This window comes from Ciceribacter sp. L1K23, from assembly GCF_018122705.1.
In the GTDB taxonomy this organism is placed as follows: domain Bacteria; phylum Pseudomonadota; class Alphaproteobacteria; order Rhizobiales; family Rhizobiaceae; genus Allorhizobium.
Window position 1 is genome coordinate 691056 of sequence record NZ_JAGRRC010000001.1, and the last position, 12579, is coordinate 703634.

The 12579-nt window shown below is 63.6% G+C and carries 15 protein-coding genes; 9 read left to right on the top strand and 6 right to left on the bottom strand.

Annotated features, from left to right (window positions below; genetic code table 11):
- Positions 1-6 precede the first annotated feature (6 nt).
- Entirely contained in the window at positions 7-1335 is a 1329-nt protein-coding gene (locus tag J5J10_RS03090; RefSeq protein WP_211928793.1) for an aspartate aminotransferase family protein, read from the top strand.
- A gap of 149 nt (positions 1336-1484) precedes the next feature.
- On the top strand, positions 1485-2591 hold the full coding sequence (locus J5J10_RS03095) for a branched-chain amino acid ABC transporter substrate-binding protein (protein ID WP_211928794.1): 1107 nt from the start codon (positions 1485-1487) through the stop codon (positions 2589-2591).
- A 79-nt stretch (positions 2592-2670) separates the two neighbouring features.
- Here the strand turns inward: J5J10_RS03095 and J5J10_RS03100 are convergent, their stop codons facing one another.
- Positions 2671-3525, bottom strand: a complete 855-nt coding sequence (locus tag J5J10_RS03100) for an SDR family oxidoreductase (protein ID WP_211928795.1) — start codon at positions 3523-3525, stop codon at positions 2671-2673.
- Positions 3526-3620: 95 nt separating this feature from the next.
- Here J5J10_RS03100 and J5J10_RS03105 point away from each other — a divergent pair, with 95 nt between their 5' ends.
- The 5 genes from J5J10_RS03105 to J5J10_RS03125 all read left to right on the top strand — a co-directional run bounded on the left by J5J10_RS03105 (position 3621) and on the right by J5J10_RS03125 (position 7398).
- A complete protein-coding gene (locus tag J5J10_RS03105) occupies positions 3621-4529 on the top strand; it encodes a LysR family transcriptional regulator (RefSeq protein ID WP_211928796.1) in 909 nt (302 codons plus the stop codon).
- Positions 4530-4622: 93 nt separating this feature from the next.
- Positions 4623-5492 carry an aldose 1-epimerase family protein gene (locus J5J10_RS03110; RefSeq protein WP_211928797.1) on the top strand — a complete coding sequence of 290 codons (870 nt, stop codon included), beginning with the start codon at positions 4623-4625 and terminating at the stop codon, positions 5490-5492.
- Between the two features lie 93 nt (positions 5493-5585).
- On the top strand, positions 5586-6398 hold the full coding sequence (locus J5J10_RS03115) for a cyclase family protein (protein WP_211928798.1): 813 nt from the start codon (positions 5586-5588) through the stop codon (positions 6396-6398).
- Positions 6399-6408: 10 nt separating this feature from the next.
- Positions 6409-6816 (top strand): carboxymuconolactone decarboxylase family protein, encoded by a 408-nt coding sequence (locus J5J10_RS03120; RefSeq protein ID WP_211928799.1) that lies wholly within the window; start codon positions 6409-6411, stop codon positions 6814-6816.
- 216 nt (positions 6817-7032) lie between these two features.
- On the top strand, positions 7033-7398 hold the full coding sequence (locus J5J10_RS03125; RefSeq protein ID WP_211928800.1) for a hypothetical protein: 366 nt from the start codon (positions 7033-7035) through the stop codon (positions 7396-7398).
- Here J5J10_RS03125 and J5J10_RS03130 read toward each other — a convergent pair.
- Positions 7395-7874 carry an Lrp/AsnC family transcriptional regulator gene (locus J5J10_RS03130; protein WP_208551936.1) on the bottom strand — a complete coding sequence of 160 codons (480 nt, stop codon included), beginning with the start codon at positions 7872-7874 and terminating at the stop codon, positions 7395-7397. The genes J5J10_RS03125 and J5J10_RS03130 overlap by 4 nt on opposite strands.
- Positions 7875-7972: 98 nt before the next feature.
- Here J5J10_RS03130 and J5J10_RS03135 point away from each other — a divergent pair, with 98 nt between their 5' ends.
- On the top strand, positions 7973-8926 hold the full coding sequence (locus tag J5J10_RS03135; protein ID WP_211928801.1) for a pyridoxal-phosphate dependent enzyme: 954 nt from the start codon (positions 7973-7975) through the stop codon (positions 8924-8926).
- A 12-nt stretch (positions 8927-8938) separates the two neighbouring features.
- On the opposite strand, the gene J5J10_RS03140 is transcribed toward J5J10_RS03135, so the two are convergent.
- From J5J10_RS03140 to J5J10_RS03155, 4 genes are all read right to left on the bottom strand, one after another.
- On the bottom strand, positions 8939-9148 hold the full coding sequence (locus J5J10_RS03140; protein ID WP_208551941.1) for a KTSC domain-containing protein: 210 nt from the start codon (positions 9146-9148) through the stop codon (positions 8939-8941).
- A gap of 133 nt (positions 9149-9281) precedes the next feature.
- Entirely contained in the window at positions 9282-9896 is a 615-nt protein-coding gene (locus J5J10_RS03145) for a glutathione S-transferase family protein (RefSeq protein ID WP_211931118.1), read from the bottom strand.
- Positions 9897-9901: 5 nt separating this feature from the next.
- On the bottom strand, positions 9902-10384 hold the full coding sequence (locus J5J10_RS03150) for an SRPBCC domain-containing protein (protein ID WP_211928802.1): 483 nt from the start codon (positions 10382-10384) through the stop codon (positions 9902-9904).
- Entirely contained in the window at positions 10365-10706 is a 342-nt protein-coding gene (locus tag J5J10_RS03155) for a metalloregulator ArsR/SmtB family transcription factor (protein ID WP_211928803.1), read from the bottom strand. Before J5J10_RS03155 ends, J5J10_RS03150 begins: the two co-directional genes overlap by 20 nt.
- Before the next feature lie 160 nt (positions 10707-10866).
- Here J5J10_RS03155 and ade point away from each other — a divergent pair, with 160 nt between their 5' ends.
- The gene (gene ade / locus J5J10_RS03160; protein WP_211928804.1) at positions 10867-12561 is read left to right on the top strand and encodes an adenine deaminase; all 1695 of its coding nucleotides are present in this window, start codon (positions 10867-10869) and stop codon (positions 12559-12561) included.
- Positions 12562-12579: the final 18 nt, after the last annotated feature.

Below are 12579 nucleotides of genomic sequence, written 5' to 3' on the forward strand. Positions count from 1 at the left end.
ATTTCGATGTCCAACCGTCTTACGTCCACGCCCAACGACCTGCGCGCCTTCTGGATGCCGTTCACCGCGAACCGGCAGTTCAAGAAGGAGCCGCGCCTTTTCGTCGGCGCCAAGGATATGCATTACACCACCCATGACGGCCGTCAGGTGCTCGACGGCACCGCCGGCCTCTGGTGCGTGAACGCCGGCCACTGCCGCCCCATGATCACCGAGGCGATCCGCGAGCAGGCTGGCGAACTCGACTACGCGCCGGCCTTCCAGCTCGGCCATCCGAAGGCCTTCGAGCTGGCGAACCGCCTGATCGACCTCGCCCCCGACAACATGGCGCATGTGCTCTACACCAATTCCGGCTCGGAATCGGTCGAGACGGCGCTCAAGGTGGCGCTCGCCTACCAGCGCGTGAAGGGCCAGGGCTCACGCACCCGCCTCATCGGCCGCGAGCGCGGCTATCACGGCGTCAACTTCGGCGGCATCTCGGTCGGCGGCATCGTCTCCAACCGCAAGATGTTCGGTACGCTTTTGACCGGCGTCGACCACATGCCGCACACCCACCAGCCGGGCAAGAACGCGTTCTCCAAGGGCATGCCCGAGCATGGCGGCGATCTCGCCGACGAACTGGAGCGCATCGTCACCCTGCATGACGCCTCGACCATCGCCGCCGTCATCGTCGAACCCGTTGCCGGCTCCACCGGCGTGCTGATCCCGCCGAAAGGCTATCTGCAGCGCCTGCGCGAACTCTGCACCAAGCACGGCATCCTGCTGATCTTCGACGAGGTCATCACCGGCTTCGGCCGTCTCGGCGCGCCCTTCGCGGCCCAGTATTTCGACGTCAAGCCCGACATCATCACGACCGCCAAGGGCCTGACCAACGGCGTCATCCCGATGGGCGCGGTCTTCGTGACAGCCGAAATCCACGACGCCTTCATGACCGGCCCGGAACACATGATCGAGTTCTTCCACGGCTATACCTATTCCGGCAACCCGATCGCCTCGGCCGCCGCACTCGGCACGCTCGACACCTACAAGGAAGAGGGCCTGCTGACCCGCGCCGCCGACATCGCGCCGTACTGGGAAGAGAAGCTGCATTCGCTGCGGGACTGCCCGAATGTCATCGACATCAGGAACCTCGGCCTGATCGGTGCGATCGAGCTGAAACCGATCGACGGCGAACCGACCAAGCGCGCTTTCAACGCCTTCCTGAAGGCCTATGAATCCGGCCTCTTGATCCGCACAACCGGCGACATCATCGCGCTCTCGCCGCCGCTGATCATCACCACCGAGCAGATCGACGAACTCTTCGACAAGCTCCGCAAGGTGCTGATGGCGAATATCTGAGGACATCGCCGTCCCGAGACAGAAGGCCGCTCTCCAGCGGCCTTTTTTCATGCTTCGTTTTTGTCTAAAGCAATGATGGGGAGCAACAAAATAACCCAAATGGCGCCAGAACCGGCAGAGATCGGTCGCGCCGACCCAAGGAGACGGACATGAAATTTCACCTTCTCGCCGGCGCGGCCGCTGTCGCGCTTTTCGCCGCCACACCCGCCGCTTATGCCGACATCACCATCGGTATGGTCGCGCCGCTCACCGGACCGCTCGCCGCCATCGGCGCGCAGATCAAGAACGGCACCGAGACGGCCATCGAGGAAATCAACAAGAAGGGCGGCGTCAACGGCGAGCAGCTCGTGCTGAAGGTCACCGACGATGCCGGCGAGCCGAAGCAGGGCGTATCGGCCGCCAACCAGCTGGTTGGCGAAGGCATCCGCTTCGTCGTCGGCCCGGTGACCTCGGGCGTATCGGTCCCGGCGTCCGCCGTCTTCGCCGAAAACGGCGTGCTGATGGTCACCCCGACAGCCACCTCGCCGGAACTGACCGCCCAGGGCTTCTCGACCGTATTCCGTACCTGCGGTCGCGACGACCAGCAGGGTGAGGTTGCCGCGAAATACGTGCTCGACACCTACAAGGACAAGAAGGTCGCGATTCTCAACGACAAGGGTCAGTACGGCAAGGGCCTCGCCGATGCCTTCAAGGTATCGCTGAACGCAGGTGGCGTCACGGAAGTGTTCAACGACGCGCTCAACGCCGGAGACAAGGACTTCGGAGCGCTCGTCACCCGCCTGAAGTCGGAAGGCGTAGAAGTTCTCTATTTCGGCGGCTATCATCCCGAAGCCGGCCTGCTGGCCCGCCAGATGAAGGATGCTGGAATGAGCGTGCAGCTGATCGCCGGCGACGGCCTGTCGAACAGCGAATACGTCACCACCGGCGGCGATGCCGCCAATGGCACGATCTACACCAATGCCGCGGACGCCCTTAAGAGCGCCGACAGCAAGGCCGCAGCCGACGCGCTGACCGCCAAGGGCATTCCGGCCGAGGCCTTCACGCTGAACGCCTATGCCGCCGTCGAAGTGATCGCCGCCGGCATTGCCAAGGCTGGCTCCGCCGAGGATGCCGAAGCCGTTGCCGCAGCGCTGAAGTCGGGCGAAGCCATCCCGACCGCGATCGGCGCCGTGACCTACGGCGAAACCGGCGACCTCACCTCGCAGAGCTTCGCCGTCTACAAGTGGGAAGACGGCAAGACCGTCTCGGTCGACTGAGACCGACGAACATCGTGCCAACTAAGGAAGCGGCCGGAAATGGCCGCTTCTTCATTTCCATGGGATGCCCGGCCGCATCCTAGAGGCGCGCCAGTTCGTCCGCCGTGTAATCAGACGCAAGCGCGATGTCCTTTTGCGCCTCCAGCGCCGCGAGCCGCGCCGTCAATCCATCCCGCACATGATGGTAGGCGTCGACGCCAAGCGTAAGCCGAAGCGGCGCGTCCTCGCGTTCCGTCGAGGCGATGATCGCGTCGACCATGCGGACCGGGTCGCCGGCGATCACCCAGTCACCGCTCTGGGCGGCCGCGATGAGTGCGCGGGGCGGCGTGCCGTCATAGGCGTCCATTGGTTCGGACATCACAATACCGGCGCCGAAGTTGGTGCGCGTTGCGCCAGGCTCGACGATCGTGAACTGAATGCCGAATCCCCTCACCTCCTGCGCCACGCTTTCGACGAACCCCTCTATGCCCCATTTGGTGGCGTGGTAGAGGCTGAAGCCCGGATAGGCGATCTGGCCACCCTCGGATGCGACCTGCAGAATGCGCCCGCCGCCCTGCGCCCTGAGCCGCGGCAGCAGCGCCTTGATCAACCGGATAGAGCCGATCAGATTTGTGTCGATGATCTCTTTCATCTCGACATCCGATGCCTCCTCGGCCGCACCGAAAACGCCGTAACCCGCATTGCTGACCGCAAAATCGACACGGCCGAAAGCGTCGAAGCTCTTCGACACGGCGGCCTCGATCGCCGCGCCGTCGCGCAGGTCGAGCGTGACGATGAGAAGCCGGTCGCCATGAGCGGCGGAAAGATCGGCAAGCGTTTCGGGTCGGCGCACAGTCGCCGCCACGCGGTCGCCGCGCTCCAGAAGCTTTTCGGTGAGGATACGGCCAAATCCGGAATTGGCGCCGGTGATCATCCAGGTCTTCATGACGTTCATCTCCTTGTGTCGACGTCCTGACCAGATAGATAGCAGCTGCTCTTTGTTGCAATTATCCCTTGAATATCGCATGACTTGCTGAATAATCACCAGCAATGACAGAGCCATCCCTCAGCGACCTCAAGGTCTTCGTGGCCGTTGCCACGCATCGCAGCTTCCGCAAGGCCGCCGACGAGATGGGCGTTTCGCCCTCCACGCTCAGCCACACGATGCGGTCACTTGAAACAGACTTGGGTGTACGACTCCTGAACCGCACCACGCGCAGCGTCGCCGTCACCGAAGCCGGCGAACGCCTGCTGGCACGCCTCTCGCCGGTGCTGATCGACCTCGCCTCGGCGCTGGACGAGGTCGACCCTTATCGCTCGACACCGGCCGGCACCGTCCGTATCAACGCCGCCGCCGGCGTGGTGGGCCTGCTCGTGCGCCATGTCGTGCCGGAAGTCCTGAAACGCCACCCGCAGGTCTCCGTCGATATCGTCAGCGAAGGGCGGCTGGTGGATATTGTCGAAGGCGGATTCGATGCGGGCGTCAGGCTCGGCGAGACCGTACCGCGCGACATGGTCGCCATTCGGTTCGGACCCGAGGCGCGGTTCATCTGCGTTGCCTCGCCGGACTATCTCGCCCGCGCCAGCACGCCCGCGACACCTGAAGACCTCGCCGCCCACGACTGCATCCGCCACCGCATGCCGAGCGGCAAGCTCTATCGCTGGGAGTTCGAGCGGCACGGCCAGGAATTGGCGGTCGACGTGCCGGGCCGGCTGACGCTCGACGACCAGGCGTTGATGACCGACGCCGCAATCGCCGGCCTCGGCATCGCCTATGTCTCCGAGCAGTCCGCCCGCGAGGCGCTCGCGGACGGCCGGCTGACACCGGTCCTGCTCGATTGGTGCCCGCCCTTCCCCGGCCTCTATCTATATTATCCCGGCCACCGCAGAGTGCCGCCGGCGCTCCGCGCCTTTATCGATGTGCTGAAGGAGATCAAACTGCCAACGTCTGACCTGTGAACAAGAGGTTGCGGAATTTCATTTCCCGCCTGGCGAAAATCCCCTCTCGAACGTTTATGGTGCGACGCAAGACAAGGGCCGAAGGAGACGACCATGACCGACACGATCCGCATCGCGAACGATAGCCTTACCGTCGAGGTCGCCTCGCTGGGGGCGGAGATGCAGTCGCTGAAGTCCGCCGATGGCCGCGACTGGCTGTGGAAAGGCGAAGCGACATGGTGGTCCGGGCGCTCGCCGATCCTGTTTCCGATCGTCGGGAAGGCGCCCGATGATACGCTGCTGATTGCGGGCAAGCCCTATCCGATGAAGCAGCACGGCTTTGCCCGCCGCAGCGAATTCGTCGTGGTCAACAGTGGCGAAGACTTCTGCCGCCATCAATTGACCGCGACCAACGAGACGCGGGCGGTCTATCCGTTCGATTTCCTGCTGGAACTCGAACATCGCGTCGCGGCCAAGACCCTCAGCGTAACCGCAACGGTCAGGAACACCGGCGCCTCGGCCATGCCGTTCGGACTCGGCTTCCACCCTGCCTTCCTCTGGCCGCTTCCGGGAGCAGCGGGTAAGGCGCACGCGGTCGCGCTCGACAATAGCGCCGAACCCGACCTCATTCGGCTGGAGAACGGTCTCGTTTCACCCGATCGCCGCCCGTCGCCGTTCAAGCAGGGGAAGCTTGTGCTCGACGCGTCACTGTTCGAGGCGGATGCGATGATCTTTCCCGAAGGCGCCGGCGCGGGCCTGAGCTACGGCGCGGATGGCGGCCCTGCCCTGCGCTTCCGCTTCGACAACTTGCCCAACCTCGCGCTGTGGCAGAAGCCCGGCGCCCCCTTCATCTGCATCGAGCCCTGGCACGGCATGGCGGCGCATGCCGATGGCACCGCCGAATTGGTGGAGCGACCCTATACCGTGGCGCTGGCGCCGGGCGAGGAGATGCGGTTCGGCTTCAGCGTCGAGATCGTGGACTGAGGCGGGGCGCACGCCGGCACTGCATACCCCTTGCCGACGTGGCCACATTCGGTACTCTCTTCGCGTAAAAATCAAAACCAAGAGGGTGAACCGATGTGCAATCACTGCGTAATCGAGAACGTGAAACGGAACATGCTGTCGCGCCGCTCCCTGTTCAAGGGAATGGCGGTCGCCAGTGCTGCGGTCGTGGCAGGCGGAACGGCGACGCCGGTGCTGGCGCAGGCGAACCCGGGCAAGGTCGTCGACCTCACCCATGCCTATGACGGTTCCTTCCCGACCTTCGACGGCAAGCCGGGCATTGAATACGAATGGGCGGTGGAGTACGCCGGCAATGGCTACCAGTTGCACAAGCTGACCATCTTCGAGCATACTGGCACCCATATCGATGCGCCGTTCCATTTCAGCGCCGACGGCACCAGCGTCGACCAGATCGAGCCGGAAAAGCTCGTTGCGCCGCTCGCCATCATCGACATCACCGACCGTGCCAAGGAAGAGGCCAACGCCACCGTGGAGGCCGCCGATGTCGAAGCCTGGGTCAGTGCCAATGGCGAGATCCCCGCCGGCGCCGTCGTCGCCTTGCGCTCGGGCTGGGCGAAGAAGGTAACGGACCCCTCGTTCCGCAACGACGGCGAAGGAAAGTTTGCCTTCCCCGGCTTCGGCAAATCGGCGACCGATCTGCTTGCGACGCTGGATGTTGCCGCCATCGGCGTCGATACGCTGTCGCTCGACCCCGGCAATTCGGCCGACTTCGCCGTGCACAACAGCTGGCTTCCGGCCGGCCGTTACGGCATCGAATGCCTCAACAACCTGGAGGAACTGCCGGTCAAGGGCGCGACCATCGTCGTCGGCGCGCCGAAGCACAAGGGTGGCACCGGAGGCCCGGCCCGCGTTCTGGCCCTGGTCTGAGGTCCGAACGATGGCCGTCCTTCCACTCCTTGATGATGAGGAGGCGAGCGCGGAAGCGCTCGCCGTCTTCAACGACATCCGCGAAAAACGCGGCACAGACTACGTCAACAATTTCTGGCGCGCTGTGGCGCACGATCCGGCGCAGCTTCGCGCCGTCTGGGAGAACATCCAGAAGGTCATGGCCCCCGGCGCGCTCGATCCGCTGGTCAAAGAACTGATCTACGTCGCGGTGTCCACGGCCAATGGCTGCGGCTATTGCGTACATTCTCACACGGCCTCGGCGAAGGCGAAGGGCATGACGCCGCAGATGCATGCGGAACTGCTGGCGGTGATCGCCATGGCGAGCCAGACCAATGCGCTGGCGACAGCGCTGGGCGTTCCGGTGGATGACAGATTCGATAGCACCAGGGGCGAGTGACGGCGCTTGAAACCCTCAACTCCTGCGCCGGACTCCACTCTCCTTGCGCAAAACCCCCGTTCGCCCTATCTTGTAGGGGTATGAGCACGGCCAGCGCCAGAGGCGGATGACAGCATCTGGACCGGTCGATCGCGAAAGCAGCCAGCAGCCCAGATGCCGCTGACATCAGGTCAACCGGCGCCGGATAGGCTGGCAGGTCCCCATGAGGAGAAGTCCATGGTCGACCCGGTGACACGCGTATCCCCCAGCGAAGCCTCGATCCCGACGAATGTCGGCAGCACGCTCGCGATCGGTTCAGAGGCCTACAACGCCTGGATCGCCGCGCGGCAGGCACAGATCAACGCCGATCTTCTGGACCTTGAGAACGCCGCCCGCGAGGAGCTGGAACGCCGCCAGGCGGAGGGCGAGACAGCGACGGACGAGGATCAGGCCCATGCCCGGCAATGGGGAGAGCCGCTCCCCGATTGGGAGGAGGCCGAGAGCGAACCGGACCAGCAGACGCTGTCTGGCGAGAGCCGGCGTATCGGCACCCAGAACTTCGACGACGAGACCCCCTTCGGCTCGCGGGTGGCGATCCTCTAACGCTCGCCCGCCGGTGGGTCCAGGTGGACGGCGAGCGTCTGTTTCAGCGTCTTCAGGACGACACTGGTCGTGAATTTGCGGATGTTCGGATTGCGTTCCATCATGCGGTCGGCGAAGGCATCGAAATGCTCGACAGACCCGGCCACGACCACCAGCGTATAATCACCCCTGCCTGTAACACACCAGGCCTGCTGGACTTCCGGTGTCTCTGATATCCAGCGGAGAAGCGGCGGCAGGAGTTCCGGACGGTCGCGCTCCAGCTCCAGCTCCACCAGCATCGCGACGCCGGAGCCGACCTTCTTGCCATCGATGACAGAAACGTCCCGAAGGATCACCTTGTCGTCCCGCAGTTTCTGCAGGCGACGTTGCGTGGCCGAAGGAGAGAGTCCGACACGATCGGCAAGCTCGGCGATCGTCAGCGTCGCATCGCGTTGCATCTCGCGCAGGATGGCACGGTCGGGTTTATCGACTGACATGGAATTTTCTCGGCTGATAGGCTGTGGTCGGGATAATTATCCATACTGGCGCAAAAATCGGGAACTTCAATCGCAAAGACGCCGCCATGATGTCGGCCATGACACAGCAATCCTTTCCTACCGCCGCCGCCATCGCCACTGCCTCCGGCAGCATCGACAGGCTTTTCGCCAACAGCCCACTGATCGAGCAGCAGCGCGCCAACGACGCTTTGGGGCTCAGGCTTTTCGCCAAGGTCGAGACGCTAAACCCGATCCGCTCCTTCAAGGGCCGCGGCACCGACTGGTGGATACAGAACCAACGCGCGAGCACCGATCCCATCGTCTCTGCCTCCGCCGGCAATTTCGGCCAAGGGCTCGCCTATGCCGGCCGCAAGCACCGGCGCCCCGTCATCATCTACGCCGCCACCACCGCCAATCCGGGAAAGATAGAGGCGATGCGGAGGCTCGGCGCCGAGGTGCGGCTGGAAGGAGAAGATTTCGACGCAGCCAAGGCGGTCGCCCGCAGCTTCGCCGAGGCCAACGGCTATGCCTTCGTCGAGGACGGCGCGCTCAAGGAAATCGCCGAGGGCGCCGGAACCATCGCACACGAAATCACCGGGCAATTGGAGGAGAGAAATATCCGGCTGGATGCGATCGTCGTGCCGCTCGGCAATGGCGCGCTGCTGACCGGCGTCGGAACCTGGATCAGGGCGCACGCGCCGGAATGCCGGGTGATCGGCGTCGTCGCTTCAGCCGCGCCCGCGATGAAGCGCTCCTTCGAGAGCGGCACTCTGGTGTCCACCGAAACGGCTGCCACCGCTGCCGATGGCATCGCGGTTCGCGAATGCGTGCCCTACGCGCTGGAGAACATGAACACGACGGTTGACGAGGTCTGGGAGGTGGACGAGGAAACGATCGCGGCGGCGCGACGATTCTGCCTGCGGCACTACGGCCTGGTGGTGGAGGAAGCCGGCGCCGCCGGTCTTGCGGGGATCATGCTTCGGAAAGCGGATATGTTCGGCCTGAAGGTCGCGACCATCCTCTGCGGCGGCAATGTTCGCGATCCGACCTGAAGCGTCGTCGCCTCAGGCAGCGATGCGCCGGAACTGGCGGCGGATATGCTCGATATAATACTGACCGGGCGACTCCGCCGAGCACATCTCGGCGACCTTGGCTTGCGCCACGCCTTCGAACCGCCGCTCCTCGCCATTCTTGAAGCAGATGCGCAGCTGCCCGTCTTCCTGGCTGAAATAGACCGACTTGATGATGCGCGACGTGACTGGAACTTCGATCATGGCGATCCCCTTGGATGTTTCGCCGGACGCTACTTTAATCCTCCGAAATTCCCGTGAACGGAGAGGGTTAACCCTCGGTTAGACGCTATTGCCCATCCCGCGATGTCCCTAGGCAGAACTTCGAAACCCCGTATCAAGCTACGATCGGAAACGGCTCGCGCCATGCCGGCAACGTCGTCAGCCGGTCATTCCAGCGGGCGATATGCTCGAAACCATCAAGCGGCAATCGGGACGTCCGCCAGTAGGGCAAGGCAGCGCCCAGCGCGAAATCGGCGACAGACAGGCGATCCGCCACGACAAAAGTCCTGCGTGACAGATGGTCGTCCAGCACCTCGGCAAACTGCCGGAGTTGCCGCTCGGCTTCCGCGACAATACCATGATCTGGCCCCTGCCCGAACAGCGGCTTGACTTCGTTCTCGAACCACAGTGTCGCGCCGTGCAGGGTGAAATGGCTGGCATCCCAGCTGAGCCACCGTATGACGTCAGCCTGCCGCTCATCCCTCGGCCAGAAATCCGAGCCCACAGCATCCGACAGAAAACACATGATGGCGTTGGCTTCCCATAGACTTTCCCCCTCGCCGTGTTGCAGAACCGGCACCTTGCCATTGGGGTTGAGCGCCAGAAAGCCGAGCGTCCGCTGCTCGCCCGTCGCCAGATCGACGCGCACGAATTCCACGTTGGCATCAAGATAACGCGCCGCCGCACATGCCTTTCTCGGATTGAGTGTCTCGCAATAGTAGAGCTTCATGGCGGTCATGACGGGTCCGCATCCCTGCCCGTACTGAGCAACGTGGCGAGCCGCTCGAACGCCTCGCTCCAGCCGCTTTCATGACCATCGCGCCCGGCTGGGCTCTCGAAGAATGCCTGGTGAAACATCATCAGCGTGCCGCCATCCTTTTCCGTAAGTTCGACGGTGACCACCGTCTCCGGCGAGCGCTGCCCATCCGAGAGTTCCCATGCATGGGTGAAGACGAGCCTCTCCGGCGGAGATACCTCCAGATACTCGCCGCTGACCCAGTGCTCGTCGCCATTGGGCGCAACCAGACAGGCGCGATGACGCCCGCCCGGCCGCACATCCATCTGATCGCCAAGAACCGTGAAGTCGGCCGGACCGCCCCACTGCGCCATCCTTGCCGGATCGGTCCACGCCTTGAAGACGGTCTCGCGCGCCGCCGCGAACACACGGGTAATCCGCAGTTCGTAGAGCGGCTTCTTTTCAGCGGTTATCGTTGTCATCGTCTGCCTCTTTGGCTTGAGAAAGATAGGCGTCCAGCCTGTCGAAGCTCTGGTCCCAGAACAGGCGGTACTTCGCCACCCAGTCGGCAATGTCCCTGAGCGGCGCCGCTTCTATCCGGCACGGACGATGCTGCCCCTCCCGCCCCCGCGAGATGAGCTGCGCCGCCTCCAACACCTTCAGATGCCGCGAGATCGCCGGCAGGCTGATATCGAACGGCTCGGCCAACTCGTTGACCGTGGCCTCCCCTTCCGCGAGCCGCATGAAGATGGCGAGCCGCGTCGGGTCAGATAAAGCTGCGAAAGTCTCGATCAGTCGGTCCATGATATTTAGCATTTTTGTTAATTAACATTTCTGTTAAATATATTCCGCGAAACAAACTGTCAAGGCTCCCATGAGCAGGCGTTACAAGAAACGGAACTGCAGTTTCGCTGTGCGGGCCTTGCCGCTAGACTGATCCCGCAGACGGAATCGGAGTAACCTCATGACAGACCTCGCACGCCGCATCGACCAGGGCACCGGCCGCGAGCCGGCGGACATCGTGTTGAAGGGTGGGCGGTTCTTCGATCTGGTCACCGGCGAACTGGTCGCGTCGGACATCGCCCTCTGCGGCGACACCATCATCGGTGCGGTCGAGGACTACGAGGGCAGCGAGGTGATCGACATTACCGGCAAGATCGTGGTGCCGGGCTTCATCGACACGCACCTGCATATCGAGAGCTCGCTGGTCACGCCGCATGAATTCGACCGCTGCGTCCTGCCCTATGGGGTGACGACGGTGATCTGCGATCCGCATGAGATCGCCAACGTGCTCGGCACCGAGGGCATCCAGTTCTTCCTCGACTCCGCCGAGCAGACGATCATGGACATCCGCGTCCAGCTCTCCTCCTGCGTGCCGGCGACGCATCTGGAAACCTCCGGCGCCGATCTGCCGATCGAGCGTTTGTTGCCCTTCCGCAACCATCCCAAGGTGATCGGCCTTGCCGAATTCATGAATTTCCCCGGCGTGATCCACAAGGATCCGATCTGCATGGCCAAGCTCGAAGCCTTTCAGGACGGCCATATCGATGGCCATTCGCCGCTGCTCTCAGGTCGCGATCTGAACGGCTATCTCTCCGCCCGCATCCGCACCGACCATGAATGCACCACCGCCGCAGAGGCGATGGAGAAGATCCGCAAGGGCATGCATATCCTGGTGCGCGAAGGCTCGGTGTCGAAGGACCTGCACGCGCTGATGCCGATCCTGACCGAGCGGCTGTCGCCTTTCCTGGCGCTCTGCACCGACGACCGCAACCCGCTCGACATCGCCGAACAGGGCCATCTCGACTACATGATCCGCGAAGCGATCAGAAACGGCGTCGAACCGCTCGCCGTCTACCGCGCCGCCTCGATTTCCGCCGCCCGCGCCTTCGGGCTGAGGGACCGAGGCCTCGTTGCTCCCGGCTGGCGGGCCGATCTCGTCGTCGTCGACAGCCTGGAAAACTGCAAGGCCGAGATTGTCTTTGCCGCAGGCCGGCGCGTGACCGACGAACTCTTTGCCACCCGCAAGGAGGTGGCCCCCGTCGGCCTCGACAGCGTCAAGGCGCGCGAGGTGAAGGCCGCAGATTTCGGCGTGCCGGTTGCAGAAGGCGAAACGCCCGTGATCGGCGTGATGCCCGGCAAGATCATCACCGAACACCGCCGCTACCGCCTGCCGACCTCCGGCAACCAGACCTCCGTCGATCTCGCAAACGACGTGATCAAGGTCGCCGTCATCGAGCGGCACGGCAAGAACGGCAACCATGCCAACGGCTTCGTCCAGGGTTTCGGCCTGAAGAAGGGTGCGATCGCCTCGACCGTCGGCCATGACAGCCACAACATCTGCGTCGTCGGCGTCTCCGAGGAAGACATGACACTCGCGGCCAACCGGCTGGGCGAGATCAAGGGTGGCTTCGTCGTGGTCGAGGACGGCAAGGTCACCGGCGAAATCCCGCTCCCCGTCGCCGGCCTGATGAGCCTCGAGCCCTACGAGAGCGTGCGCGACACGCTGCATCACTTGAGAAAAGCGGCCTATGCTCTTGGAACGACTCTGGAAGAACCCTTCCTCCAGGTCGCCTTCCTGCCATTGCCGGTGATCCCGCATTTGAAGATTTCGGATAAAGGCATGGTGGATGTGGATCAGTTCAGGCTGATGGGGTGAGGATGGAGGCCGGCCCTG

Bases quoted from the DNA above. Each gene is read 5' to 3' on its own strand.
- J5J10_RS03140 (WP_208551941.1), bottom strand. From the start codon at position 9,148: ATGATCGAAGTTCCAGTCACGTCGCGCATCATCAAGTCGGTCTATTTC.
- J5J10_RS03150 (WP_211928802.1), bottom strand. From the start codon at position 10,384: ATGACAACGATAACCGCTGAAAAGAAGCCGCTCTACGAACTGCGGATT.
- J5J10_RS03135 (WP_211928801.1), top strand. From the start codon at position 7,973: ATGACACAGCAATCCTTTCCTACCGCCGCCGCCATCGCCACTGCCTCC.
- J5J10_RS03125 (WP_211928800.1), top strand. From the start codon at position 7,033: ATGGTCGACCCGGTGACACGCGTATCCCCCAGCGAAGCCTCGATCCCG.
- J5J10_RS03100 (WP_211928795.1), bottom strand. From the start codon at position 3,525: ATGAACGTCATGAAGACCTGGATGATCACCGGCGCCAATTCCGGATTT.
- J5J10_RS03110 (WP_211928797.1), top strand. From the start codon at position 4,623: ATGACCGACACGATCCGCATCGCGAACGATAGCCTTACCGTCGAGGTC.
- J5J10_RS03120 (WP_211928799.1), top strand. From the start codon at position 6,409: ATGGCCGTCCTTCCACTCCTTGATGATGAGGAGGCGAGCGCGGAAGCG.
- J5J10_RS03145 (WP_211931118.1), bottom strand. From the start codon at position 9,896: ATGAAGCTCTACTATTGCGAGACACTCAATCCGAGAAAGGCATGTGCG.
- J5J10_RS03130 (WP_208551936.1), bottom strand. From the start codon at position 7,874: ATGTCAGTCGATAAACCCGACCGTGCCATCCTGCGCGAGATGCAACGC.
- ade (WP_211928804.1), top strand. From the start codon at position 10,867: ATGACAGACCTCGCACGCCGCATCGACCAGGGCACCGGCCGCGAGCCG.
- J5J10_RS03155 (WP_211928803.1), bottom strand. From the start codon at position 10,706: ATGGACCGACTGATCGAGACTTTCGCAGCTTTATCTGACCCGACGCGG.
- J5J10_RS03105 (WP_211928796.1), top strand. From the start codon at position 3,621: ATGACAGAGCCATCCCTCAGCGACCTCAAGGTCTTCGTGGCCGTTGCC.
- J5J10_RS03115 (WP_211928798.1), top strand. From the start codon at position 5,586: ATGTGCAATCACTGCGTAATCGAGAACGTGAAACGGAACATGCTGTCG.
- J5J10_RS03095 (WP_211928794.1), top strand. From the start codon at position 1,485: ATGAAATTTCACCTTCTCGCCGGCGCGGCCGCTGTCGCGCTTTTCGCC.
- J5J10_RS03090 (WP_211928793.1), top strand. From the start codon at position 7: ATGTCCAACCGTCTTACGTCCACGCCCAACGACCTGCGCGCCTTCTGG.